This window comes from Halobacillus sp. AWH4_228 (assembly GCF_056158365.1).
Map to the genome: position 1 here is coordinate 2,032,968 of NZ_JBSWTE010000001.1, position 24,781 is coordinate 2,057,748.

Consider the following 24,781-nt stretch of genomic DNA (forward strand, 5'->3'; position numbering starts at 1 on the left):
GTTCATGAAGTTAGCAGAACGTGTACAATCATTAACACCATCCACTACATTAGCGATTACAGCCAAGGCGAAAGCGTTGAAGGCAGAAGGACACGATGTCATCGGACTTGGAGCGGGAGAACCGGACTTCAATACGCCTTCTTATATTCTGGACGCTGCAAAAAAAGCCATGGATGATGGATTGACCAAATACACACCAGCGGGTGGAATTCCTGAATTGAAAGTAAGCATCACCGATAAATTGAAGCGCGATCAGGCGCTGACGTATTCCAACGAACAAATCATTGTAACAACAGGAGCCAAACACGCCCTGTTTACGCTCTTCCAGGTTATTTTGAATCCAGGGGACGAAGTGATCGTTCCTGCTCCTTACTGGGTGAGCTATCCGGAACAAATCAAACTGGCACAGGGGAATCCGGTCATTGTGCCGGCTGAAGAAGCCAATCACTTTAAATTGACTCCAGAGCAGTTGAGAGCGTCCATTACCGATCAAACCAAAGCGGTGATTATCAATTCACCGAGCAATCCGACAGGTATGATGTATTCTGAAGAGGAACTGAAAGCTCTTGGAGAAATCTGTCTTGAACACGGGTTGTTAATCGTGTCGGATGAAATTTATGAAAAATTGATTTATACCGAAGAAAAGCATGTTTCCATTGCGCAGCTATCTGATGAGTTATACAATCAGACAGTGATCATCAATGGGGTATCCAAATCCCATTCTATGACAGGATGGAGAATCGGATTCGCAGCGGGTCCAAAAGAGATTATAAAAGGAATGACCAATATGGCTTCCCATTCCACATCAAATCCAACTTCTATTGCCCAGTATGCGGCACTTGCCGCCTATAAAGGCTCAGAAGAAAAAGTAGTGGAAATGAAAAAAGCATTCAAGGAAAGGCTGGACGTTCTTCATGAGCTCCTTCTGGAGATTCCTGGAGTGAAATGTGCCAAACCTTCCGGTGCCTTCTACTTGTTCCCGAACGTTCAGGAGACCGCTTCCCTATGCGGATTTTCATCTGTTGACGACATGGTGAAAGCACTATTGGATGAAGAAAAAATCGCTCTGGTTCCCGGATCCGGTTTTGGAAGTCCTGAGAACGTAAGGCTTTCTTATGCAACCTCCCTGGAGCAGCTGGAGGAAGCAGCCGGACGGATCAAGCGGTTCGTCGAGAAACATCAATCATAAAGCAGTGTTGGAGGTATTCGTGTGAAAACAACGATTTCAGAAGCAGCAAAACAAATTGGAAAAGAAGTCACCATTGGTGGCTGGTTAAGTAATAAGCGGTCCAGCGGAAAGATCGCGTTCCTGCAGCTCCGTGACGGTACAGGATTCATGCAGGGGATCGTCGTTAAAGCGGACATCGGCGAAGAAAAGTTCCAGGAGGCCAAAGGACTTACCCAGGAAACCTCTCTTTATGTGACCGGTGTCATTGCAGAGGATACAAGGTCCCCCCTCGGCTATGAAATGCAGGTGACAGGGTTTGAAGTAATTCAGGAAGCCGTCGACTACCCGATTACGCCAAAGGAACACGGAACAGAATTTCTTATGGATCACCGCCACCTGTGGCTCCGTTCCAAACGTCAGCATGCGGTTATGAAAGTGCGGAACGAAATTATCCGTGCAACTTATGAATTTTTCAATACAAACGGCTATGCAAAAATTGATCCACCAATCCTGACCGGTTCCTCAGCAGAAGGATCCACGGAACTGTTCCATACGAAGTATTTCGAAGAGGATGCCTATCTCTCTCAAAGTGGACAGCTTTATATGGAAGCGGCAGCGATGGCATTCGGACGCGTTTTCAGTTTTGGACCAACGTTCCGTGCGGAAAAATCTAAAACACGTCGTCACTTGATTGAGTTTTGGATGATTGAGCCGGAGATGGCCTTTATGGATCACGAGGACAGCCTGGAAGTTCAGGAACAGTATGTCAGCCATGTGGTCCAGTCAGTATTGGACAACTGCAGAATCGAGCTCGATACACTCGGCCGTGACACAGAAAAACTGGAAAAAATCAAGGCACCGTTCCCTAGAATCAGCTACGATGATGCCGTGACGCTGTTGAAGGAAAAAGGATTTGATGACATTGAGTGGGGAGAAGACTTCGGTGCACCGCATGAAACGGCTATTGCCGAAGCTTATGACAAACCGGTGTTCATCACCAATTACCCGGCAGAAATCAAAGCATTTTACATGAAGCCGGATCCGGAACGTCCGGAAGTAGTATTATGCGCAGACATGATCGCTCCTGAAGGGTATGGCGAAATCATCGGTGGATCCCAGCGTATTGATGATCTTGAGCTGATGAAACAGCGTTATGAAGAACACGGCCTTTCCGGAGATGCCTATAAATGGTACCTGCAGCTTCGTGAGTATGGCAGCGTGCCTCACTCAGGTTTTGGACTGGGCTTAGAACGGACAGTCGCCTGGATCGCAGGTGTCGAACACGTGCGTGAAACGATTCCATTCCCACGTCTGCTTAACCGCCTGTATCCATGATAAAATAGACGGCAGAGAAAAACACCGATGTTAAGCCTACGGCTTATCGGTGTTTTTCATTCTATGAGCAAGTATAGGAACGGAGGAATTCATTTGGGAAAATACCAAAGCTTTCAAGACATCCTTGATAACCAAATAGTCGTTCCCAAACAGCTGCTGATGCATTATCACCAGTTGAATATGGATGAAACCGAATTGGTTGTCCTGCTGCAGATTCACAGGTTCGGAACAGAAGGAAATGATTTTCCGACACCTGAACAAATCGCAGAGCATTTATCTATCACAAGCCAGGACTGTTCAAAAGTTCTGCGCAGCCTTATTCAAAAACGATTGATGACCATTGAGCAGAACCATAACGAACATCAGGTCCTCAATGAGCGTTATTCTCTTGAACCATTATGGGAGAAACTGTTCACCGTGAACAAGGCGCGTCCGCAAAAGGAAACGAATTATGATGATAACATCTTTCCATTATTTGAACAGGAATTCGGCAGACCTTTGTCACCATTTGAGATTGAAACGATCAACATCTGGCTGGATGAGGAAGAACAGTCGCCAGCTTTAATTAAAGCTGCTTTAAGAGAAGCTGTATTGATGAGCAAGCTTAATTTCAAATACATCGACCGTATCCTGAGGGAATGGAAGAAAAAAGGGATCCGCACGGTGGAGCAGGCCAGAGAGCAGGGGAAACAGTTCCGTCAGGGCCAGCCCGCTCAGCGGACACAGAATCAGGAAAGAAAAAAGAGGGATATTTCTCTCTATTACAACTGGCTGGAGGAGGATTCATAAAAAAGGCTCATGTTAAATAAATCACAAATTCGTTACTGCTTGGATATTTTCGAATCGATGTATCCGGAGGCTGAATGTGAATTAAACCACACCAATCCATTTGAACTTCTTGTAGCTGTCGTCTTGTCCGCTCAGGCGACGGATGCGCTGGTGAACAAAGTGACTCCGGATTTATTTGCCAAATATAAAAGTCCGGAAGATTATGTGAACGTACCGCTGGAAGAACTCCAGAATGACATCAAGCGGATTGGACTATTCCGTAACAAAGCCAAAAATATTAAAAAGTTGTCGGAGACCCTGCTTGAAAAGTATGACGGCGAAGTTCCCCCCACAAAAGAACAGCTGGAAAGCCTCGCCGGGGTGGGGAGGAAAACGGCAAATGTTGTTGCCTCGGTCGCTTTTGATGAACCAGCCATCGCCGTGGACACACACGTGGAACGTGTTTCCAAGCGGCTTGGCATCTGCCGCTGGAAGGATTCCGTCCTTGAAGTAGAAAAAACATTGATGCGGAAAGTCCCGGTAGAGGAGTGGAGCGTCACGCATCACCGGATGATCTTTTTCGGGCGCTATCACTGCAAAGCCCAGCGTCCCAACTGTGAAGAATGTTCACTGCTTTCCCTTTGCAGGGAGGGGCAGAAGAGAATGAAAAAGAAAGAAAAAAACGGATGAAAATACCCGTACGCATAAAAGCGTACGGGTATTTTTTACTCTTCTTCTTCATCTTCTTCATTTTGCTGCAGCTCTGTATCATTTTCTTCCTGAGGAGGCTGCTCTTCTGAGCCGCCTCCTTCACCAGAATTTTCTCCGGAATTTCCATTATCAGTGTCCGAATTGCTGTTATCTTCGTTATTCTGCTCGTTGTTTTCGTTCTCTTGATTGTTCTCCTGTTCTTCTTCAGGAGGAGTTTCACTTCCCTCCCCGTTTCCTTCTTCTCCATCGGAGTTTTCATCAGCTTCTTCGGTTTCTTCTGCTGGTTCCTGCTCTTCAGAAGGTGGTTCTTCATCACTATTTTCTTCGGTTTCTTCCGTTTCTTCGGTTTCCTCCGGTTCTTCTTCCGGTTCTTCATCTCCGATAGAACCAGGTGTCTGAACACGGACAGTGGCAGGATCGCTGTTTTCAGCTTCTTCGTTATCGCTGATGGCAACGACGGAAAATTCATAGGTGGCAGCAGGGTCGATGCTGGTAATTTCCACGCTGGTATCCTTCGTCGTTGTAAGCTGTCTGCTTTCACTGCCGTTAATGGATGCAGCGATACGGAAAGTTACGCCATCAGTACTGCCATAATTCCAGTTCAAATCAATCGTCGATGACTCTTCATTGAATTGACCGGACAACCCTTCAACAGGGTCAAGCTTCTGGAATACCTGTGACACTTTGGAAGGCTGATTGTCTACATGAAAGAGCTCTGTAACGATCCGGCTTTCCGGGGTGTAATCACTCGGAAGGCGGGCGGGATTGGATCCTTCCTCAACATCCACCCAGGATACGGAATCAGGTTTCGTAAAGTCAGCCGTATCCTTACCTTGAGAAATCTGGGTCATCAAAGGTTTAAATATCTGTTTAGGAATATTTCTAGCTGCATCTGACAGTCCACGGGAGTTATCTTCTCCGTACCCCGTCCAGATGGAGATGGAATAATTCGTCGTATAACCGCTGAACCATGAGTTGTTGGCTACATCTCCAATGTTCGTGGTTCCTGTTTTCCCGGCTTCTGGAAGGCTGGGCACGTTGGCGGACGTACCTGAACCTTCACTCATCGTGGTCTGCAGCATGTTGGATACCATATAAGCGGTGGCACTGCTCATAGCTGAAGACGGTTCAGGTTTTAAGTCAATCGTACCTTCTCCGGGAATTTCAACACTTTCAACAGTGTAAGGCTCCACGTAGACGCCTTCATTGCCAAAGGCCGCATAAGCGCCTGCCATCTGGAGAGGGTTCATTCCTGTCGATCCTCCTCCAATGGCATCGTTCAAGGACATGCCTTCTTCTCCAAAGTCAACGCCGAGTCCTTCGGCAAAGTCCTGAGCCTTATCCACGCCGACTTCCTGCAGAAGTTTAATGGTAGGGATGTTCAATGAGCGGCTTAAGGCATAGCGGGCAGAAACCCAGCCTCTAAACTGATTGTCAAAGTTATTCGGCGACCAGTCACCAAAGTCTGTTTGTTCATCATTGAGCTGATGATAGGTGGAAATTTTATTGTATTCAACCGCCGGCCCGTAAGCAGCAATCGGCTTGAAAGTGGAGCCGGGCTGACGGTTGATGTCCGTTGCAAAGTTGAAGCCTTCTTTCTGATAGTTCCGTCCTCCACCGATGGCTTTGACAGCACCTGTCTGGGTATCCGTTACAGCAAGACCGGTTTCCAGTTCATCGTCGGGCCAGGAAATACCGCCTTCATCGCTGAGGAGCTGCTGGACATAATCCTGTGTATCCGTGTCCAAGGTTGTATAAATGTTCAATCCGTCTTTGTAAATATCGGCGCCATCCATTTTTTCTTCAACTTCCTTGGCTACTTTGTCAATGAAGGCCTGGTAGGGAGTCGCTTCTTCCTGTTGTCTTTCGACCAGCATGTCCTCAATTTCAACATTTCTCGCTTCATCAGCCTCGGCTTCTGTGATTTTCCCGTGCTGGACCATCAGGCTCAAGACGGTATTCATCCTGTCTTTGGCAAGATCCGGGTTCTCAAAAGGCATGTATCCACTTGGACGCTGGGGCAGACCGGCAAGCAAAGCGGCTTCCGGCAGAGTTAGTTCATTCAGGTCTTTTTTACCGAAATACGTTTCTGCGGCTTCTGCTACCCCGTAGGCACCTGCGCCGTAATAGATCTTGTTCAGGTACATCTCCAGAATTTCTTCCTTGGAATATTCCTGGTCGAGTTTAATGGCCAGATACTGTTCCTGAACTTTTCGCTTAATCGTTTTTTCTGTTGTCAGGAAGGACTCCTTGACAACCTGCTGGGTAATTGTACTGGCACCCTCGGCACCAAATCCGCCTGTGATGTTGGCTAGAATGGCCCCGCCGATTCTTTGGAAGTCAATACCGATATGATCGTAAAAGCGGACATCTTCCGTTGCCAGCACCGCATCTTCCATGACCGCAGGAATATCATCGTACGTAATTTTTGTACGCCTTTCATCTCCTGCGAGATCAGCAATAAGCTCACCGTCATCGTCATACACTTTCGAAGAAAAAGGATCGGATAATTTCTCTTCATCCAGAGCGGGGGCGGAAACAGCATAATAAGTAAATAATGCACCGACACCGATCATCAGAACGATTCCTATGGTTAACAGGGTCATAAAGATTTTTTTGAACTTTGATGTTCCTTTAGTTTTTTTCGATGATTTCATTTGTTTTCGTCGTGCTGTACGCGACTGGCTATCGTTTGCCATGTTACATATCCTCCATTTCAGAAATAAAGCTTATCCAAAACCCCGGCGTAATCAATCCGGGCCTGGTAACGAAAAGGAATACGAAAACCTTCCTTGTCAATACTGTTGTAGGGGATCGATTTCCGACCTCCGTTCTGCTGATCATCCCAATAGGCGAACAGCGTCGAAGAGGGTAGAAGGTAGACCTCATCCCTGGGTGTGAATTTAATAATGAAAAAGCTGATGCCCCCGTGTTTTTCCACGGCTTTCATATGATCCACCTGATGCTGATGGACATTACTGAGTGGAAAAGACGTTTTATTCTTCGTCTCTTTTGCCTCAAAATCAATGTACCTGCCACGATAGACACCATTATAGTCTGTCGTGGACGCCTGTTTAAAATAAGCTTCCTTAATAACGGCCGCACTGCGCTTTGGGTAATCCACCTGAACGATCTGTACGGGTGTCGGTTTTTTGTGGATGACCGCCGTTCCGGCCTGCAGATAATATTCATTCGTTAAATTAATGTCTTCTTCAAGGGTCATTCCTCTGTTGCTGAATTCTGGTTTTGTCTTTCCTTGGGGAGCAGCATGACGGCTTGGGCTGCGTCTCCCGTTGGGATAATTCAATGTTTTTCCCTCCCTGTAGCCATGAGAGTATCATACCAAAATTTACGCTCCACGCATATATACTAATGGTTCAATTCTTATAGACGTTTGAACCAGAGGAAAGTTTCATTTTGTCACAATTCCGACACAGAAAGATTCAGCACCAGGGAAATTTCCCTATGAACAGACATGTTAAACCTGTATATATAGTCCTTCGAAAATCCCTTTACGTTTGTGAGGATAAAAAAACTGCTGCTAAAAGAAATAGCAGCAGCATCATCCTTATGTGGCCGGTCGGTTTTCTCCCGCCAGCTTAGGATTGTCAGTCTCGGCTTTCACCGGTTTTTTCTTCTTCTTATCTTTTTTTCCTGCCATGTGTACTCCTCCTTTAATGTCGAAGGTAATGATGGTTTTGACTTGTTTTGTTGCTTTAGTTCTAGTCTTGTCATTCCTAAAGGAGATATGCATGGGGAAGAGAATTTGTTATGTATCCAATAAAGGGGGAGATGCCCATGACCAAGCCGATTGTCGTCACGCCTGAGGAATTTGAGCGTCAGCTTTTTCAGCTGCAGGAAAAATTCTCACTCCTTGAAAGAAGAATGTCCTTGAAAGCGGATGAAATTGTTTTCTCCATGACGGTCGCCCACCGGAAAGAAGTGGATGATTTAAAGGAAGAGGTTTTGAACCTGCAGGGTGAGTTGAGGCATATGAAAAAAGAAAAACGCCAGGCTTACATGGGAAGAATCGCGCAGCAGGCTAAGAAAAGGTCTGTCGGATAAAATTGATGCCATCCCTGCCCGCATGATAGAGTAGAAAGGAAAGGTGTGGGAGGATGTCGTTAAAAGAATATACACTGGAATTGAAATCCTTGATCGATCAACAGCATAAACGCTTTCTCCAGACAGATGGACCTGTGGACAGAAACAACCGGGATTTCTTCGAACATGTGAAGGAAAAAACGAAACCGATGTTCGAGGTCAACCATCAATGGATGGAGGAAGCGGAGCAGTTTGTGAAAAATAGAGAATCGTCCGTTCACCCGAATCAGGTGAAATCGACACATGAAAATATTGAGATGATCATTCTCCACAGCTATTACCTGGATGTGGATCGCAAACGGTTCAAGGAATTATATCAGTCATCCCATTATGTGCTGGATATGATTTTGAGTGATATCGAAAAAAGGTCATCGTAAGAAAATAATAAAACCGGAGCTGATGAAGTCAGCTCCGGTTTTATTTGTTAGGCCCGCTTTTCCCTTTTCGTCACTTTTGCGAAAATCAAATAGAACGAAGGAACGAGCAGTAATGTGAGTATTGTGGAAAAAGCAAGCCCGGAAACGATCGATACAGCTAATGGCCTGAATAAGACATCGCCGGAAAAGATGATCGGTGTTAATGCAGCGATGGATGTCAGGGAAGTCAGGACAATGGGACGGATTCTAGCACGTCCTGCTTCAATGACGGCTTCTGTTGTCGTCGCATAGGAGCCGAGATTCTGCTCAATGAATTCCACCAGAATGACGGAATTTCGAACGACTATGCCGGACAAGGATACGATACCCAGAACAGCCAGGAAGCTGAGTGGTTCACCTGAAACGAATAGTCCTACAATGGCACCCGTGACAGCGAGGAATACCGTTCCAGTAATCAGCAGCGGCATAAACAGGGAGTTGAATTGAACGGCAATGGTTAAATAGATCAGGAACAGAACGATTACAAATAACTTGGATACTTCAATGAAGAATTCCGTCTGCGCGTCATTCTGTCCGGTTTCTACAAGAGAATAACCTTCAGGCAGGTTCTCTTTAATGGAGGCGGTCACTTCTTCAGCTTTACTGGAAAATTCATCCTCGGAACCTTCCTGTGGATAGGCTTCGATCGTTAATGTGCGTTCTCCGTTTAAGTGAGGGATGACTCCGATGCCTTCCGTTTCCTCAACAGAGACTACTTCATCCAGTGTAAACGTTTCAGGCGGCCCGTTTTCACTGTTTGAAGCAGCTACGCGGAGTTCTTCAAGAACTGCTCCTTCTTCGCTGCCATCATCCAGGATGACTTGGAGAGGAAGGCGTGTGACACCATTGTCGAATGTACCCAGCGGTGCGCCTGAATTGGCCAGCTGAAGCTGGGATACAACGGTATCAACGGCAATGCCATTCTCAGCAAGCAGAGCTCTGTCAGGGATATATTCAACAAACGGCTGATTTTTATCGGCGTTGATGGTTACAATTTCGGATTCCTCAATAGAGGCAAACTCTTGCTCAGCCTGCTCAGCCGTTTCAAACAACTGATTGATATCCGGGCCTTGAATCTTCACTTGAACAGGTGGAGAAGGCGGCGGACCTGATACGATGGTCTCCAGGAATATTTCCGCATCTGGAAACTCATTGCGAAGCGGTTCCTCCCATTTTTCAATAAAAGCGGAAGCGCTTGTTTCTTCCCTGTCCACCCGGATGAGCACCTGTCCGGTATTTTCTCCAGTCTGCTGGAGTCCGGAGCTGAACAGATTCGGAAGGCCTGTACCTGCGTAAGTGGCTGTTTCCGTTACGGGTTCCTCCGAATCCTCGATAAAGCGTACCATATCCTGCAGGGTTGTTTCTGTGTCCTCAAGCGTTGTTCCTTTCGGATTTTCCACATTGATAGTCACTTCAGGTCTGTCGGCAGCCGGGAAAAATTCAAATGGAATTTTAACGGCAAGCAGGGCAAGCAGGATGCAGATCACGATTCCGGATCCAGCCGTCACCCATGGCCGTTTCGTCGTTTTAGGAAGCAGACGGCCGGCATAGACACGCTCAAGCCGGTCGAAAAGCCCGCCCAGCAAGCCTGTTTTAGATTTTTTCTTTTGTTTGGTTTTCCGTTTCCTCGCATACTGGACCGTTGGAATCAGTGTGAGTGCGATGATGGTGGAAGCGGTGATTGTAAAAATCAATACAGAAGGAAGCGCTCGAATGAAATCGCCGTTAGTCCCTGAAAGGAACATGAGCGGAAAGAAACTGAAAATGATCATTAATGTAGAGGTCACTATGGATTTTCCTACTTCTCTTACTCCTCGTACCGTTCCTTCAAGAGGACCGTCTCCCAGTTGAAACCTGCGTTGTATATTATCGTTGACCACGATGGCGTCATCAACCAGTATACCGATGGCTATGATCATGCCGATGATGGAAATCTGGTTAAGGTCAACGCCTACATACGGAAGCGGAATCAAGCCGATTATGATGGAAACAGGTATAGCCAGGGCGACCAGAACGGCCGATGATAGAGGCAGACCCAGGACCATGATTACGATAACAGCAAGCAGCGATATTCCAAAGGAAGTGATTAAGTTCGTAAACACTTCTTCAATAACGGTACTTTGGGTATAAAATTGTTCGACTTCTATGTTTTCAGGCAGATCCCCGCTCAATTCTTTGACCTGTCCGGTGATCTGTTCCTGCAGTGCGGATATGTTGACTCCTTCTTCAGCGAGAATCGTTACAGAAAGAGCCGGCTTTCCTTTATAGATAATACGATCTTCCAATGCTTTGTCTGTGATTGTCGTTTCCCCTGCATCGGATAAGGAAAGAGGGGATCCGTCAGGGCTGGTGCCTATATTTAACCCGCCCAGTTCCTCTGCACTTTCGTACTTTTGAAACAGCAGCTGCTTAATTTCACCATTGGTTTCCTCTGTTCCAATAGCGGAAGGACTGATTTCCTGCTGGAGTTTTTGAATGACAGCCACAGGTGTGAGCTGGTTTTCCTCGAGGAATTCATTGTCTAGTGAAACGGTCAACTGCTCGTCCGGCAGCCCTTTGACCAAAATCGACTGGACCCCTGTGATGGAGGTGAGTTTTTCTTCCCACACCTTTATGTCACTGCGCAGGTCATACAGACTTTCCTGTTCATCAGCAGTCAGGTTATAGGAAGCGACAGCAGACATAGTCGTGTCTGTATTGACTTCAGGTTCCTGAACCTCATCAGGGAACCCGCGGGAAACATCGGATACGGCTTGTCTGATTTGAGAATTCACCGTATCTACAGAGGCCCCGCCTGCCAGGGACGCTGTTACAGACCCGAAACCTGATGTAGAGGCGGAAGTGAGTTCGTCCACACCTTCAAGCGAAGATAATTCCTCTTCAAGAGGGTTGATAATGGTACTTTCCACTTCCTGGGGCGTGGCTCCAGGGTAAACCGTGGAAATGGAAGCGACGTTCACGTTAATTTCAGGAATTTCCCGTTTGGGAAGCTGCAGGTACGTGAAGATACCTGTAAACAATAATAGTAAAATAAATACCCATACAATCTTGTTGTATTGTAATAGTGTCTTCATGTGCTTTCCTCCCTTATTCTTTATGTGCTTCTCCAGTATACGCTTTTTTCCGACACATGTGTCAAATATCAACCTGCTCAATGTGCCGGGTTTCCTCTATTGAAATCGCTTTACTTTTGTTTTTCATTCATATATAATGACCTTCCCACTAATAGGGAGGGATGACGTTGGAACAAAAACAATTGATGAAACATGCCGTTGAAGCCAGAGGTACGGCTTACACACCTTATTCCAAATTTCCTGTAGGAGCAGCGCTCATTACAGAAGACGGCAGCCTGTATACAGGGTGTAATATTGAAAATGCCGCGTATCCGGTGTCCTTATGTGCAGAGCGCGTCGCTATATTCAAAGCCATTTCCGATGGACATAAAAAGTTCAAGTCTCTTGCTGTAGCGGCTGACACAGGAAGGCCTGTACCTCCTTGTGGATCCTGCCGCCAGGTGATGAGTGAATTTTTCGATTCCTCAGTAGCGATTTATACAACCAATTTAAACGGTGATTCCAAAACATTTACGATGGATGAAATCCTGCCGTTTTCCTTTGCGCCTTCTGATCTTCCGGAAGAGTAATGGATTTGAATGACGAGAAAGACTGTCGAAATTACGGCAGTCTTTCTTTTATGTATTCGCTGACATTCTTTGGATATCGGCATGTGAGTCAGCGATTTACGTGGGCTTTTTACCGTTCAAAAGAAGCTTGTTCTTCTTTCTAATTATTGGTGTACAAGCAGAAGGAGCGGGAGATATGATGATTTCGCCTAGTACATCCTTCCCGTTTATGACATACGCTGATAAGGAATAACAGAACAAGGAGTGAAGGAGAATGCATCACCATTCAATGCATGACTCGTGCGGCTGTGGACCGATGTCACAGTGCAGCAACCGCTGTCCAATTGTATGTCCGGTCCAACATTGTGTTGTAGACAATTTTTTCTGTGAAAATCAGGATTACATTCACCCGACACACATTCTCGTAAGAAATAACCACTTGTTGAACAATAACCATTACTTCCCATACATGGTTTCCGAACAAAACAATTTCCAAACGCAGGAATTTGCCTACCCTCAAGGGTCTTCTCCAGACTATAATTGGATGGAAAACATGAACCAGCAGGGTGCGGGCCCTATGGGAGATATGGAAGAAGGCGAAATGGCAGATATGAACGGACAAATGCCAATGAACCAGATGCCGGGAATGAACGGAATGAACGGCCAGATGCCGATGATGAACCAAGGCCAGATGCCTGGGATGAACGGCCAGATGCCGATGATGAATCAAGGTCAGATGCCTGGAATGAACGGCCAGATGCCGATGATGAACCAGGGGCAGATGCCTGGGATGAGCGGCCAGATGCCGATGATGGGTCCGGGATTCGGAGAGTAAATCAATAAGCCACCACACCAGTGGCTTATTTTCTTTTTGTCTTAAACATGGGTAAAATAGAGAAATCAAGGAACAAATGAAAGGCGGTGCGTCTGTGAGAACGTTAGTGGTTACCGGTTACAAACCTATGGAAATAGGGATATTCAAACAACAGGATGATAAAGTCTCCTTTATAAAGGAAACCATCAAAAGGCGTCTGATTACATATATCGATGAAGGTCTTGAATGGGTGCTTGTTTCCGGGCAGATGGGTGTGGAACTCTGGACCGCTGAAGTCGTTCTTGACCTGAAGGATGAAGATTATGCGGTCAACCTCGGCATCATTCCTCCTTTTGAGAACCAGCAGGAGCGCTGGCCGGAAGATCTGCAGATGATTTATGAGGAAGTTACGATGACGGCTGATTTTTTCCAACCTGTTTATAATAAGGGGTATGAAGGACCGTATCAGTTCAAGGCCAGAGATCAGTTTCTTATTGAACACTCGGATGCCTGCCTCGTTTTATATAATGAAGAGACCGAGGGCAGTCCACGCTTCTTTCTAAATATGGCGGAAAAAGCTGTGGAAAAAGGAAATTATCAGATTCTATATATTACCCCGTTTGATTTGGAGGAAACCGTTGAGGAAATGCGGATGGCTGATCCGGATTTTTGGAGTCAGTGATTTTTTATACAAAAATGAAATTGACAATTGGGTCTCCATTTGAAAAAATGTAGGTAATGTGTGGAACAGAGGTGAAAAGAATGAACTTAGAAGAGTATCATTTGACAGGTAAGGATATACTGGAAAAAGACTTTAAAACATCCATGCGGGGGTACAACCAGGAAGAAGTGGATGAGTATCTGGACTTAATTATTCAGGACTATGACCGCTTCCAGCAGGAGATTGAACGCCTCCAACACGAAAATGAACGTTTGAAGAAAATGTCCTCAAGAGAGACGGCTTCCAGGCAGAAGCAGAACACAGGCAGCACACCGCAGGTCAATTACGACATTCTGAAGCGGGTCTCCAATCTGGAAAAAGCTGTGTTCGGAAACAAATACGCCGAAGAATGACAAAAAAATCCACATGACAAAAGCGAAGGATTCTGGTATACTCTATCAGTGCGTCATTAAAGCGTAAATGAAACAGATGACAACATACATTTGAATACTCGGGTAATCGCTGCGCAGCTTGACTGTGCAGAGGAAAGTCCATGCTCGCACAGTACTGAGATGTCTGTAGTGTTCGTGCCTGACGAAATCATAAGTCAGGGGAGTTCTTTTGAACTTACGGCAGGGAAAATTCCTACGTCTAAGGATAGGGAATGACTACCTTGAAAGTGCCACAGTGACGGAGCCGGTATAGAAATATGCCGGGTGGAACGAGGTAAACCCCGCGAGCGAGCAACCCAAATTTAGGTAGGGGCACTTTTTGAAGGGAAACGAACCGGAGAAAAGGCCGTTTTACGGCAGATAGATGATTGCCACCGGAGTACGAGGCTGACCACCGCTGGCAGTACGATGGAACAGAACATGGCTTACAGAGTATTCAAAGGTCGTTCATTATGTATAAGCTACCCTTCTGGAAAGCCCTATGCTTTTTAGAAGGGTTTTTATTTTGACTTTCATATGTAAATGGAAAGGCAGGGAGAAAATATGGCGGGAAAAGTAACGTTAATTGCGACAGCGGCGATGGGCCTGGAGTCAATCGTCAGTAAAGAAGTGAAAGCGCTCGGGTATGAGGATGTGGAAGTGGAAAATGGACGTGTCCTTTTCAAAGCCGATGTGTCAGCCATTCCGCGTACGAATTTGTGGCTTCGGACAGCAGACCGGGTTAAACTGCTGGTCGGCCGGTTCAAAGCGACAAGCTTTGATCAATTGTTTGAAGAAACGAAAGCCCTGCCATGGGAAACGTTCATTGAAGAAGACGGTGAATTCCCCGTTGTAGGAAAATCGGTTAAATCGAAACTGTACAGTGTTCCGGATTGTCAGGCGATTGTTAAAAAAGCGATTGTGGAACGGTTGAAGAAAAAGCATGGAGTGGCCTCGTGGCTGAAGGAAACCGGCTCCTTTTACAGAGTGGAAGTGGCCATTCATAAAGATGAAGCCCTTCTTACAATCGATACATCCGGTTCAGGTCTCCATAAGCGCGGATATAGAGTGGGACAGGGGGAAGCCCCGTTGAAGGAGACAATGGCCGCAGCACTCGTTCAGATTACGAACTGGCATCCGGACAAGCCGTTTGTCGATCCTTTCTGCGGTTCTGGAACCATCGCGATCGAAGCCGCTTTGATCGGGCAGAATATTGCACCAGGGTTTAATCGCGAATTTGCATCGGAAGGCTGGGGATTCATTCCTCAAAAAGCCTGGGATGATGCCTTTCAGGAAGCGGAGGATGCCGCCGATTATGATCAGCCTCTCGACATTACAGGGTCAGACCTTGATCCGAAAATGATTGAAATCGCCAGAAAAAATGCGATGGAAGCGGGACTTGGTGAGCTTGTGTCGTGGAAGCAGATGCAGATGAATGATTTGAAGCCGAAGCATGATGGGGGATATATTGTATCCAACCCACCTTACGGGGAGCGGATCGGTGACCGTGAAGAAGTGGAGCAGATGTACAGAGATCTTGGTACGATCATGCGTGATTATCCATCATGGAGCGTTTACATCCTGACGTCCCACGAAGGATTCGAAAAGCTGTACGGCCAGTCCGCTACAAAGAAGAGGAAGCTCTTCAATGGATATATCAAGACGGACTATTATCAATATTTCGGGAAGAAGAAAAAACAGACAGCCAAAGAGTTTTAAAGAGTGAAGGAGAAGACCGTCCGGATGACCGGGCGGTCTTTTTCTATTCCTGTGTGTAAAGAGAAAGACTGCTATAATGAAAAGGCAGCTACATAACGATGATGTAAAAAGGAGAGGGTATAGTGAGCAGTCATACAGAGAAGGAATTTCAAGCTCTGCTGAAGGAACAGGCGTCCTATGAAGAAGCTATTGGGTTAATGGCCTGGGATATGCGGACGAAAGCACCGAAAAAAGGGATAGAAGGACGTTCAGAGGTGATTGGAGTCCTTTCTTCCAAAGTGCATGAAATCCAGACCTCTGATCATATGAAAACGATGATCAGTGAATTGAAGGGGCGGACATCCAGTCGGCTGATGGAGAGAGCAGTCGAGGAAGCGGAAGAAACGTACCTTCGCACGGTGAAAATCCCGGCAGAAGAATACAGGGAATACGTGACACTGCAGAGCCGGGCGGAAGCGGTCTGGGCGGAAGCAAAGGACAACAATGACTTTGCCTTATTCCAGCCCTATTTAGAAGAACTGGTGGACTATAAGCGACGCTTTGCTGAATATTGGGGATATGAAGAGCATAAATATGACGCGCTCCTGCACAGTTATGAGCCTGGCATGACCGTCCGGATTCTTGATGAGGTTTTTCCTAAGGTAAGAGAAGCGTTGACAGGTCTGCTTTCTGATATTCAAGCTTCTGATAATAAACCCGACCCATCGGTTCTGGAGGGACATTTTCCTAAAGATCAGCAGGCAGCCTTCAGTGAGGAGATTTTGAAGCGGATGGGCTATGATTTTGAGGCGGGACGTCTGGATGAAACCATCCATCCATTTGCAATCGGATTGAACCAGAAGGATGTGCGGGTAACGACGAAATATGATGAGAAAGATTTTCGGACCGCTGTATTCGGGACCATTCATGAAGGGGGGCACGCTTTGTATGAGCAGAACATTTCAAAAGACTTGGCCTTCACTCCTCTGGCGGATGGGACAAGCATGGGAATCCATGAATTCCAGTCCCTTTTCTGGGAGAACTTTATCGCAAGAAGTGAAAGCTTCTGGAAAAACCATTACCCTGTCTTCAAGAACTATGCACCCGAAAGCTTTAAGGAGCTTCCTTTAAGTGACTTTTATAAAGCTGTAAATGAAGTGAAGCCGTCATTCATACGGATTGAAGCGGATGAGCTGACCTACTGCCTTCATATTATGGTCCGCTATGAGCTGGAGAAAGCCTTGATCGGCGGGGAAATTGAAGTGAAGGATCTTCCTGAGTTATGGAATAGGAAGATGGAGGACTACCTTGGCATCATCCCTTCCAACGACGGTGAGGGAGTGCTGCAGGATATCCACTGGTCAGGGGGAGATTTCGGTTACTTTCCTTCCTACGCTCTCGGCTATATGTACGCAGCCCAGATAAACGCGGCGATGAGGAAAGATATTGATGTGAATGAATGTATGGAAAAAGGGAATTTCAAACCGATTCAGGAGTGGTTGACGGTGAACATTCACAAGTATGGAAAAATGAAGAAGCCGCTTGAAATTATCCAGGATGTGACAGGAGAAGGGTTGAACCCCGATTACCTCATTACGTACGTCACTGAAAAATACCAGAACATCTATAAGTTATCCAAGTAATTAAAAAGATACCCAGCTGCATGCAGCTGGGTATCTTATCATTATGACATTTCACCAATTAAATCCGGGGCAGCTGGGAAGCCTGCATCTTTTAGAATCTGACCAAACTGCTCATTGAATTCCGCTGCTTTTTCATCGGCAGCTGAGAAGTCGGCTTCTTCTATGTTTTCATCCAATGCTTTTTCTACTTCCTCGTAGTAGGCCTGAAGAGAAGGCATGGCTTCCTGGATTTTTGTTTTCGTTTCATCAGGAAGTTCGGTTTCTATTGTGTAGTCTGAAGCAGCAGCCGCTGCTTCACCAGCAGCTGTTTTCGCTTCTTCGCCTGCTGATGTAATGGTTTCTGTATCCGGCTCTTCCTCAGCAGCCGCTGCTTGATAGGCGGAAATTTTCTGCTGGTGCGGTTTAAATGTATCGGTCAATTCCATCTGGGCATCCATCAGTGATTGTTTAAGATCCTGGCTGTTATCTTCTTCAGTTTCAGCCGTTTCTTCGTTTTGTCCTTCTGAATCACTGCTTTCTTCTGTGTCTCCGCTGCAACCGGCTGTTATCAATGCCGAAGTTACACCGAGAGCAATCAACCATTTTTTCAAAGTTATGACCCCCTTATGTAGTTACAACGTTTATTGTAAAAAAGCAGGAGGAAAATGTAAAGAATTAGCAAAAATGTTACAATATACTGAAAATTCATCGAATAAACAGGAGGATAACCTATGTATCTGCCAAATTTCAGACTGGATCACCGCTTAGCTGTTGTCACGGGAGGAACGAAAGGGATCGGAAGGGCCATTACACTGGCCTTTGCTGAATCCGGTGCAGACGTCATCATCATTGCCAGAAACAGCCGGGAGCTTGACCAAGTGAAGGATGACGTAGAGGAACTGGGGCAGCGGGCTTTTCCAATAGTAGAAGACATTAATCATTATGACCTTATCATTGAAAAAGTCGAGAACATAAGGCAGGGGCGACCCATTGACATCTGGGTGAATAACGCCGGCATGAATATCCGGAGTGAAGCTGCCTCCGTCTCCGAATCGGAATGGGACCAGATCATCAATACCAATATGAAAAGCGCCTTCTTTCTTTCTCAATATGCCGGACGGATCATGATGGATAACAGGGCAGGTAAGATTATTAACATCTCTTCTGTGGGAGGGCACACCGCTCTTCGTACTGGTGTGGTTTATGCCATGACGAAAAGTGCACTCATTCAGATGACTAAGAATCTTGCCCTTGAATGGGGGAAGCACAACATCAATGTGAACGCAATCGGGCCTTGGTATTTTCCAACCTCCCTGACAGAGAAGCTGCTTCAGGATGAGGAGTATGTGAAAGAAATTCTCGCACGGACGCCGTTAAACAGGATAGGGAAGCTGGAAGAACTCAGCGGCGCAGCCGTATTTCTTGCTTCAGATGCCGGCAATTATATGACAGGACAGACACTCCTTGTAGATGGAGGCATGACCATTTACGGTTTCTAAAAAACGAACAAAACAGCTATCATCCATGGCGCAATCTATGCTTTATAACTCTAACTTAAAACTTAGTAGCAACTCCGAACTATAAAAAAAGAAAAAACCATCAATAAGAAGAAATCGATACAAACATAAATCTCCTTTTTTTACACATAGTAAGAAAAAGGAGGATGACAATGCCTTACATTATTGCTGCAGGAACGGCCCGTGCGGAATATCCCTGTCCTCAAACAGATGTCCAGCATCTCGTAAAAGAACTGTTTCCCATGAAACCTCACGAAATGAAACGACTGCTTCCCATCTTTGAACATGCGGAAGTACATGAACGACAGTTTGCGCAGCCATTGGATTGGTATAAAAAACAGCACGGATTAAAGGAAAGAAATGACTTGTACGTCGATAAAGCTCTCCAGTACAGTTTAAAAGCAGTGAAAAATTGTGTAGGAAAGGTGTTTGGAGGAGATTTTGACTATGGAACCATCGATCACGTCATTTTTGTCTCATCAACAGGAATTGCCACTCCAACCCTCGATGCCTACATAATGAATGAACTGCATCTTAAAGAAAGTGTGAAACGAACCCCGCTTTTTGGTCTTGGCTGTGCAGGTGGAACGAGTGGAGTAGCAAAAGCTTATGAATGGCTGCTGGGACATCCGGATAGCTGCGTGCTGGTGGTTTGTGTGGAGCTCTGCAGTTTGACATTTCAATTGGATGATGCAAAAACAAGCAACTTTGTAGGAACAGCATTATTCGGAGACGGTGCTTCTGCCGTGCTTGTTTCAGGTGATACATGGAAAATGAACAATCAGGTTCAAGAAGCGGTTCCTTCGATAATTAGTGCCAGCTCCAAAACAAAACGGAATAGTGAAGATGTAATGGGATGGCGTGTTGTGGACAATGGCTTTGAAGTGATATTCAAAAAAAGTATTCCACGGTTAGTGAAGGATTTCTGGAGTGTCCATGTACGTGAAGTATTGAATGAACACCAATGGGATGTCAGCGGGCTTCCATTTATCGTCGCTCACCCCGGAGGGAAGAAAGTACTGGAGGCGTATAAGGAAGTTCTCCATCTGGAGGATTCTGTGCTGATTTCCTCCAAACACGTATTGGCGCAGCATGGAAACATGTCCTCACCAACCGTCCATTTTGTCCTGGAGCATATCATGGATCAGCGGCCTGAAACGGGCACGCGTTCGTTGATGACATCTCTCGGGCCTGGCTTTAGTTCAGAAATTATCAGTTTGGAGTGGGTATAGATGGAGATGCTGTTGTGGCTGATCTTTTCGCTGATTATTTTTCAGCGCTTGGGTGAACTTATTCTGGCAGCAAGAAATCGGAAATGGATGCTTTCTCAAGGTGCGAAAGAATGGGGAAGTAATCACTATTATCTGTTCATCCTTCTGCATGCCCTGTTTTTTCTGTCCATCATAGCAGAATACACGTTTACTACTTTTGTGTTTCAACCAATCTTCTATCCCGCCTTTTTTCTTTTTATAGTTCTCCAAGGGATGAGAATATGGTGCATTTCTACGCTTGGCAAAAGGTGGAACACAAGGATTCTCGTTCTTCCTGAGGAAAAACCGATCAGCCGTGGATTATATAAATATATGAAGCATCCTAATTATGTGATTGTATTTTTTGAGCTGCTGGTGATTCCTGTATTGTTTCATGCTTATGCGACTGCCCTTGTTTTTCCTTTTCTTCATCTCATGGTTTTAACGGTCCGGATCCCGGAAGAAGAAAAAGCGCTGAAGGAGCGGGTATAGGAGGGATTTTCCGTTGCGGACCTGCCGAAGCTCTGCTATAATTTCTAAATAGAAATGAAAATCATTTTCAATTAGAAAGGTGTGCAGATGATGGTTCTGCTTCTTCTTGCTGTGATGATGGTGTACAGTGTGCTTATGGTCTATATAACAGCTCATGTCGGGGCTGCTCCTGCCATCGACCGATTGAAATTACAAAAACGTGCATCCCTCGAGGAAACGAGAAAAAAATAGGAAACATCCATCTCCGCCAGGCCCTGGGACCTGGCTTTATTTTTGAAAAAGAAGCAGAGAGAGAAGAGATTTGTCGAATAAAGATGCTATAATGGGGGCGGACAGAAAGAGTGGTTTTGCACTCTTTCGCGAACGTGAAGGTTTCAACGATCTATGCACGAAGGAGCGTCCTATGAATCGAAAACATGACTTGGCTTATTTTCTTGAGGATCTATGGAGCAGAGGCTTTAAACTGAGTGATGAGGATGTACAGTTTATTTACTTTGGTAAAAATTCGACGAATGCAGCTGAATGGAAAACCATTATTGCCGTCCGGACGACACTGAAAGCACAGCAGTCCTTTGACGCCAGCTTCTTTATCAGTGTTCTGGAACTTATTGCAGACGCATCGATTACAAACAAGCGCCGGGCCTATGAAGTGGTGGAGCAGAAGCTGGCTTTAAAGAAGTCATAACAAAACCCAGATCAGGATTGATCTGGGTTTTGTGCGTGTTTCAACAGGCATTCGCGGGCGAGCTTGTCTGCATGCCGGTTTTGTTTATCTGGGATCCATTTATAAAATACAAAGGAAAAGGACTGTTCCAGCTCCTGAATGTGCTCGAATAAAGGAAGGAACTTTTTGTTTTTCGTATATTTCCGATCCAGTGTATCGACAGCGATTTTTGAATCAGACCGGATGGAAATGATCTCACCCGGATAATACGACCGGCACAATTCCAGAGCGCGGCTGACCGCAAGGAATTCCGCTTCATGATTGGTCCATGTCCCAAGAAAGCACTGGTGTTCTTCGGTTTGATTGTTGGTTTTGATCACAATCCCTGCGGCGCTCAGACCCGGATCGCCGCTGCAGGCAGCATCGGTGTATATTTCAATCATGAAGGCCCTCCTCACTCAGAGCGTGGAAATTTTTTTGCTATATAAAAGAATGGGGTATCCAAAGCGGATACTATAAATTTAATGATGTAGGTGGTCAGGAATATCTCCAGCCATATGTCAAATGGATAAACGCCGTAAAAGGCGATGAAGCAGAAAACCGCTGTGTCCAGAAGCTGGCTGATCATGGTGCTTCCGTTGTTGCGGATCCATAAAAATTTATCATCTGCAAACCGTTTCTTCAGCCGGGCGTAGAGCCACACATCAAAATATTGACTCACCAGATAGGCGGCCAGACTTCCGGCTGCTACTCTCGGAACAATACCGAACAATGTTTCCAGTGCGGGGTGGGCGATATCATTGGATCCTGGCGTGAACAGGAGAGCCCCCTGCATAAGGATAGTCATGGCAAGCAGAGAACTGAATCCGAGCCAAACCGCTTTTCCAGCTTCTTTCTTTCCGTATTTTTCATTTAATATGTCTGTAGCTAAAAAGGCTGTTCCATAGACGATGTTTCCAAGTGTCGCCTGTAGACCGAACAACTCAATGGTTTTCACGACCTGGATGTTGGCCACCACTGTAGCCATACCGATCCAGACAAACAAGCCGGTTCTACCGAATATCCGGTACACACCAAGCAGAAGTATGAAGTTTATGATTGCAAAAATCAGCCATATCATTTCGTTATTCATGCTGTTATTCCTCCTAGTTTTGGTAACGCGGGAGTTCCCGAACCGCGTATGCGTACAACAGCGCTAAATTATACGACGGAACAGGCAGGAATGCAAGGATAACGGCAAATGAAAAAAAGCAATCTCAAAAGAGACTGCTTTTTTTGGAGATTTATGCTTTTACAACGTTGGCCGCCTGTGGACCACGGTCGCCTTCAACGATTTCAAATGTTACGGCCTGTCCCTCTTCAAGGGATTTGAAGCCTTCCTCCTGAATCGCAGAGAAGTGGACGAATACATCGTTGCCGCCCTCTACCTGGATGAAGCCGTAGCCTTTTTCAGCGTTAAACCATTTTACTGTACCATTCTGCATGTTGTTTCCTCCTAAATCTTGCACGTCAAACGTGGGAATTACAAATACAGACCGAAATAAAAAAACCATACAAGTGCGGAACATAAATTCCGGTCACTCCTATGGGCTTTACCAGTCATTTATCTTTCCGATCGTGATATTTGCTTACTACAAATATATCTTATGAGAAAAAAAGCGTCAACATTCAGACTATACTTTTTTCTTCAAAAAACCTTTTAAATCAAGATAAGGAAACGGATACACGTTGGGAGGGTCCGCAAGAGTGGATGACTATAACTATCAAACGGTGTAAGGTACAATAGAGGTGGAAAATAGAAAGGATGATACATATGAAGAAAGACATTGATATAGCCCTTGAAGCACAAATGAAACCTATCAAGGACATAGCAGCCGGATTGAATCTCTCTGAAGAGGACTGGGAACCTTACGGACATTACAAAGCAAAGCTGTCTGACAAACTTGAACAAAAGCTGGAAGGCCGGTCATCCGGGAAAATCATCCTCACAACCTCCATTAACCCGACGCCTGCCGGTGAAGGGAAGTCCACAGTTACTGTGGGGCTTGGGCAGGCTTTGAACAAGCTGAACAAAAAGGCGGTCATCGCCTTGAGGGAACCTTCCCTTGGGCCGACAATGGGATTGAAAGGCGGAGCCGCCGGTGGTGGGTATTCCCAAGTGGTCCCGATGGAGGAAATCAACCTGCACTTTACAGGAGATATTCATGCGATTACTTCTGCGAATAATGCCCTCTCGGCTTTTATAGATAATCACATACACCAGGGGAACGAGCTGAATATCGACCCTCGTCGTGTTTCATGGAAGCGGGTGGTGGATTTGAACGACCGGGCCTTAAGAGAAGTCGTCGTAGGACTGGGAGGGCCTGTCAAAGGTGTACCGCGGGAAGATGGGTTTATGATTTCCGTCGCCTCTGAGATTATGGCTGTTCTTTGTCTGGCTTCAGATCTTCAGGATTTAAAAGAACGCCTGGCCCGCATGGTCATCGGGTATACGTATGACAGAAAACCTGTAACCGTTCAGGAACTCGGTTATGAAGGCGCTCTTACTCTCCTATTGAAGGATGCTGCTAAACCCAACCTGGTTCAGACTTTGGAGAATACTCCGGCAATCATACACGGGGGGCCGTTTGCCAATATTGCGCACGGATGCAACAGTGTCAAGGCTACGAAGATGGCTGCAAAACTCGGCGATTACGCCGTAACAGAAGCCGGGTTTGGAGCAGACCTGGGTGCAGAGAAATTCCTTGATATCAAAACACGTGCAGGCGGATTTGAACCTGATGCCGTTGTGATTGTAGCAACGATCCGTGCCTTGAAAATGCATGGAGGAGTGGACAAAAAAGAGCTTCACAACGAAAATACAGCCGCCTTAATGGAAGGGGCTGCCAATTTGAAAAAACATATGGAAACGATAGAGCAGTTCCAAGTCCCTTATGTGATTGCTGTCAATGAGTTTCCGACAGATACTAAAGCAGAGATCGATGCCTTGACAGCGTGGTGTAGGCAGGAGGGTGCGTCCGTTTCTCTTGTCCAGGTTCATGAGAAAGGCGGCAGCGGTGGATTGGATCTTGCTGAAAAAGTCATAGCTGCAGCAGACCAAAAACATCAGCCGCTTGCCTACACGTATGAGCTCGAAGATGCCATAGAGCAGAAAATAGAAAAAATTGCCCGCAGGATTTATGGAGCCTCGGGCGTTGAATTCTCATCCAAAGCTGAAAAACAAATACGCCAGATGACCAACCTGGGCTTCAACCATCTGCCGATTTGTATGGCCAAAACCCAGTACTCTCTTTCCGATGATCCATCGAAGCTTGGACGTCCGGAAAATTTCACGATTACAGTGAGAGATTTATATCCTTCCATCGGTGCTGGATTCCTGGTAGCTTTGACGGGAGATGTCATGACGATGCCGGGGCTGCCTAAAAATCCGGCAGCTCTCCAGATGGATGTTGATGCGTCCGGAGTTGTAAAAGGATTGTTCTAATCTTTGATCATCTTCCTGTGGACG

At 46.0% G+C, this 24,781-nt stretch carries 25 protein-coding genes and 1 other RNA gene; 19 read left to right on the top strand and 7 right to left on the bottom strand.

Features of this window, described 5'->3' with window-relative positions:
• Positions 1–4: 4 nt before the first annotated feature.
• From ACXADP_RS10300 to nth, 4 genes are all read left to right on the top strand, one after another.
• Positions 5–1,189 carry a pyridoxal phosphate-dependent aminotransferase gene (locus ACXADP_RS10300; RefSeq protein ID WP_474971389.1) on the top strand — a complete coding sequence of 395 codons (1,185 nt, stop codon included), beginning with the start codon at positions 5–7 and terminating at the stop codon, positions 1,187–1,189.
• A gap of 21 nt (positions 1,190–1,210) precedes the next feature.
• On the top strand, positions 1,211–2,503 hold the full coding sequence (gene asnS, locus ACXADP_RS10305; protein ID WP_474968668.1) for an asparagine--tRNA ligase: 1,293 nt from the start codon (positions 1,211–1,213) through the stop codon (positions 2,501–2,503).
• A gap of 93 nt (positions 2,504–2,596) precedes the next feature.
• A complete protein-coding gene (locus ACXADP_RS10310; RefSeq protein WP_474968667.1) occupies positions 2,597–3,292 on the top strand; it encodes a DnaD domain-containing protein in 696 nt (231 codons plus the stop codon).
• A gap of 9 nt (positions 3,293–3,301) precedes the next feature.
• Entirely contained in the window at positions 3,302–3,961 is a 660-nt protein-coding gene (gene nth, locus ACXADP_RS10315; RefSeq protein WP_474971390.1) for an endonuclease III, read from the top strand.
• Between the two features lie 35 nt (positions 3,962–3,996).
• Here nth and ACXADP_RS10320 read toward each other — a convergent pair whose 3' ends face one another.
• Together ACXADP_RS10320 and recU are read right to left on the bottom strand one after the other, a co-directional pair.
• Entirely contained in the window at positions 3,997–6,681 is a 2,685-nt protein-coding gene (locus ACXADP_RS10320; protein WP_474971391.1) for a PBP1A family penicillin-binding protein, read from the bottom strand.
• 17 nt (positions 6,682–6,698) lie between these two features.
• Complete coding sequence (recU, locus tag ACXADP_RS10325; RefSeq protein ID WP_474968664.1) at positions 6,699–7,289, bottom strand: Holliday junction resolvase RecU; 591 nt, start codon at positions 7,287–7,289, stop codon at positions 6,699–6,701.
• Between the two features lie 491 nt (positions 7,290–7,780).
• Between recU and ACXADP_RS10330 the strand changes: the two genes are divergently transcribed.
• Together ACXADP_RS10330 and ACXADP_RS10335 are read left to right on the top strand one after the other, a co-directional pair.
• A complete protein-coding gene (locus ACXADP_RS10330) occupies positions 7,781–8,047 on the top strand; it encodes a hypothetical protein (RefSeq protein WP_474968663.1) in 267 nt (88 codons plus the stop codon).
• 53 nt (positions 8,048–8,100) lie between these two features.
• Positions 8,101–8,463 carry a DUF1798 family protein gene (locus ACXADP_RS10335; RefSeq protein WP_474968662.1) on the top strand — a complete coding sequence of 121 codons (363 nt, stop codon included), beginning with the start codon at positions 8,101–8,103 and terminating at the stop codon, positions 8,461–8,463.
• Between the two features lie 47 nt (positions 8,464–8,510).
• Here the strand turns inward: ACXADP_RS10335 and ACXADP_RS10340 are convergent, their stop codons facing one another.
• A complete protein-coding gene (locus tag ACXADP_RS10340; RefSeq protein ID WP_474971392.1) occupies positions 8,511–11,576 on the bottom strand; it encodes an efflux RND transporter permease subunit in 3,066 nt (1,021 codons plus the stop codon).
• 167 nt (positions 11,577–11,743) lie between these two features.
• Between ACXADP_RS10340 and ACXADP_RS10345 the strand changes: the two genes are divergently transcribed.
• The 7 genes from ACXADP_RS10345 to ACXADP_RS10375 all read left to right on the top strand — a co-directional run bounded on the left by ACXADP_RS10345 (position 11,744) and on the right by ACXADP_RS10375 (position 17,371).
• The gene (locus ACXADP_RS10345; protein WP_027954381.1) at positions 11,744–12,145 is read left to right on the top strand and encodes a cytidine deaminase; all 402 of its coding nucleotides are present in this window, start codon (positions 11,744–11,746) and stop codon (positions 12,143–12,145) included.
• A 253-nt stretch (positions 12,146–12,398) separates the two neighbouring features.
• Entirely contained in the window at positions 12,399–12,959 is a 561-nt protein-coding gene (locus ACXADP_RS10350) for a CotD family spore coat protein (protein WP_474968660.1), read from the top strand.
• A gap of 94 nt (positions 12,960–13,053) precedes the next feature.
• Entirely contained in the window at positions 13,054–13,620 is a 567-nt protein-coding gene (locus ACXADP_RS10355) for an SLOG family protein (protein WP_474968659.1), read from the top strand.
• An 80-nt stretch (positions 13,621–13,700) separates the two neighbouring features.
• A complete protein-coding gene (gpsB, locus tag ACXADP_RS10360; RefSeq protein WP_281658065.1) occupies positions 13,701–14,012 on the top strand; it encodes a cell division regulator GpsB in 312 nt (103 codons plus the stop codon).
• A 94-nt stretch (positions 14,013–14,106) separates the two neighbouring features.
• An RNA gene (gene rnpB, locus ACXADP_RS10365) (RNase P RNA component class B) lies at positions 14,107–14,484 on the top strand.
• A 110-nt stretch (positions 14,485–14,594) separates the two neighbouring features.
• Entirely contained in the window at positions 14,595–15,749 is a 1,155-nt protein-coding gene (locus ACXADP_RS10370) for a THUMP domain-containing class I SAM-dependent RNA methyltransferase (RefSeq protein WP_474968658.1), read from the top strand.
• A gap of 122 nt (positions 15,750–15,871) precedes the next feature.
• Positions 15,872–17,371 (top strand): carboxypeptidase M32, encoded by a 1,500-nt coding sequence (locus ACXADP_RS10375; RefSeq protein WP_474971393.1) that lies wholly within the window; start codon positions 15,872–15,874, stop codon positions 17,369–17,371.
• Between the two features lie 41 nt (positions 17,372–17,412).
• Here the strand turns inward: ACXADP_RS10375 and ACXADP_RS10380 are convergent, their stop codons facing one another.
• Positions 17,413–17,961 (bottom strand): hypothetical protein, encoded by a 549-nt coding sequence (locus ACXADP_RS10380; RefSeq protein ID WP_474968656.1) that lies wholly within the window; start codon positions 17,959–17,961, stop codon positions 17,413–17,415.
• A 120-nt stretch (positions 17,962–18,081) separates the two neighbouring features.
• On the opposite strand from ACXADP_RS10380, the gene ACXADP_RS10385 reads away from it, so the two are divergent.
• The 5 genes from ACXADP_RS10385 to ACXADP_RS10405 all read left to right on the top strand — a co-directional run bounded on the left by ACXADP_RS10385 (position 18,082) and on the right by ACXADP_RS10405 (position 21,294).
• Entirely contained in the window at positions 18,082–18,849 is a 768-nt protein-coding gene (locus tag ACXADP_RS10385) for an SDR family NAD(P)-dependent oxidoreductase (protein WP_474968655.1), read from the top strand.
• Between the two features lie 170 nt (positions 18,850–19,019).
• Positions 19,020–20,099 (top strand): type III polyketide synthase, encoded by a 1,080-nt coding sequence (locus tag ACXADP_RS10390; RefSeq protein WP_474971394.1) that lies wholly within the window; start codon positions 19,020–19,022, stop codon positions 20,097–20,099.
• Entirely contained in the window at positions 20,100–20,609 is a 510-nt protein-coding gene (locus tag ACXADP_RS10395) for an isoprenylcysteine carboxyl methyltransferase family protein (RefSeq protein ID WP_474971395.1), read from the top strand.
• 90 nt (positions 20,610–20,699) lie between these two features.
• Positions 20,700–20,840 (top strand): hypothetical protein, encoded by a 141-nt coding sequence (locus ACXADP_RS10400; RefSeq protein WP_474971396.1) that lies wholly within the window; start codon positions 20,700–20,702, stop codon positions 20,838–20,840.
• A gap of 172 nt (positions 20,841–21,012) precedes the next feature.
• Positions 21,013–21,294 carry a DUF6123 family protein gene (locus ACXADP_RS10405; RefSeq protein WP_474968651.1) on the top strand — a complete coding sequence of 94 codons (282 nt, stop codon included), beginning with the start codon at positions 21,013–21,015 and terminating at the stop codon, positions 21,292–21,294.
• Between the two features lie 11 nt (positions 21,295–21,305).
• Here the strand turns inward: ACXADP_RS10405 and ACXADP_RS10410 are convergent, their stop codons facing one another.
• The 3 genes from ACXADP_RS10410 to ACXADP_RS10420 form a co-directional block, all read right to left on the bottom strand.
• A complete protein-coding gene (locus ACXADP_RS10410; protein ID WP_474971397.1) occupies positions 21,306–21,716 on the bottom strand; it encodes a ribonuclease HI family protein in 411 nt (136 codons plus the stop codon).
• Positions 21,717–21,727: 11 nt separating this feature from the next.
• Positions 21,728–22,405 (bottom strand): queuosine precursor transporter, encoded by a 678-nt coding sequence (locus ACXADP_RS10415; protein ID WP_474968649.1) that lies wholly within the window; start codon positions 22,403–22,405, stop codon positions 21,728–21,730.
• 151 nt (positions 22,406–22,556) lie between these two features.
• A complete protein-coding gene (locus ACXADP_RS10420) occupies positions 22,557–22,757 on the bottom strand; it encodes a cold-shock protein (protein ID WP_474968648.1) in 201 nt (66 codons plus the stop codon).
• Positions 22,758–23,086: 329 nt separating this feature from the next.
• Between ACXADP_RS10420 and ACXADP_RS10425 the strand changes: the two genes are divergently transcribed.
• Positions 23,087–24,757: a formate--tetrahydrofolate ligase gene (locus tag ACXADP_RS10425; RefSeq protein WP_474971398.1), complete on the top strand. Its 1,671-nt coding sequence runs from the start codon at positions 23,087–23,089 to the stop codon at positions 24,755–24,757.
• The last annotated feature ends 24 nt before the right edge of the window (positions 24,758–24,781 follow it).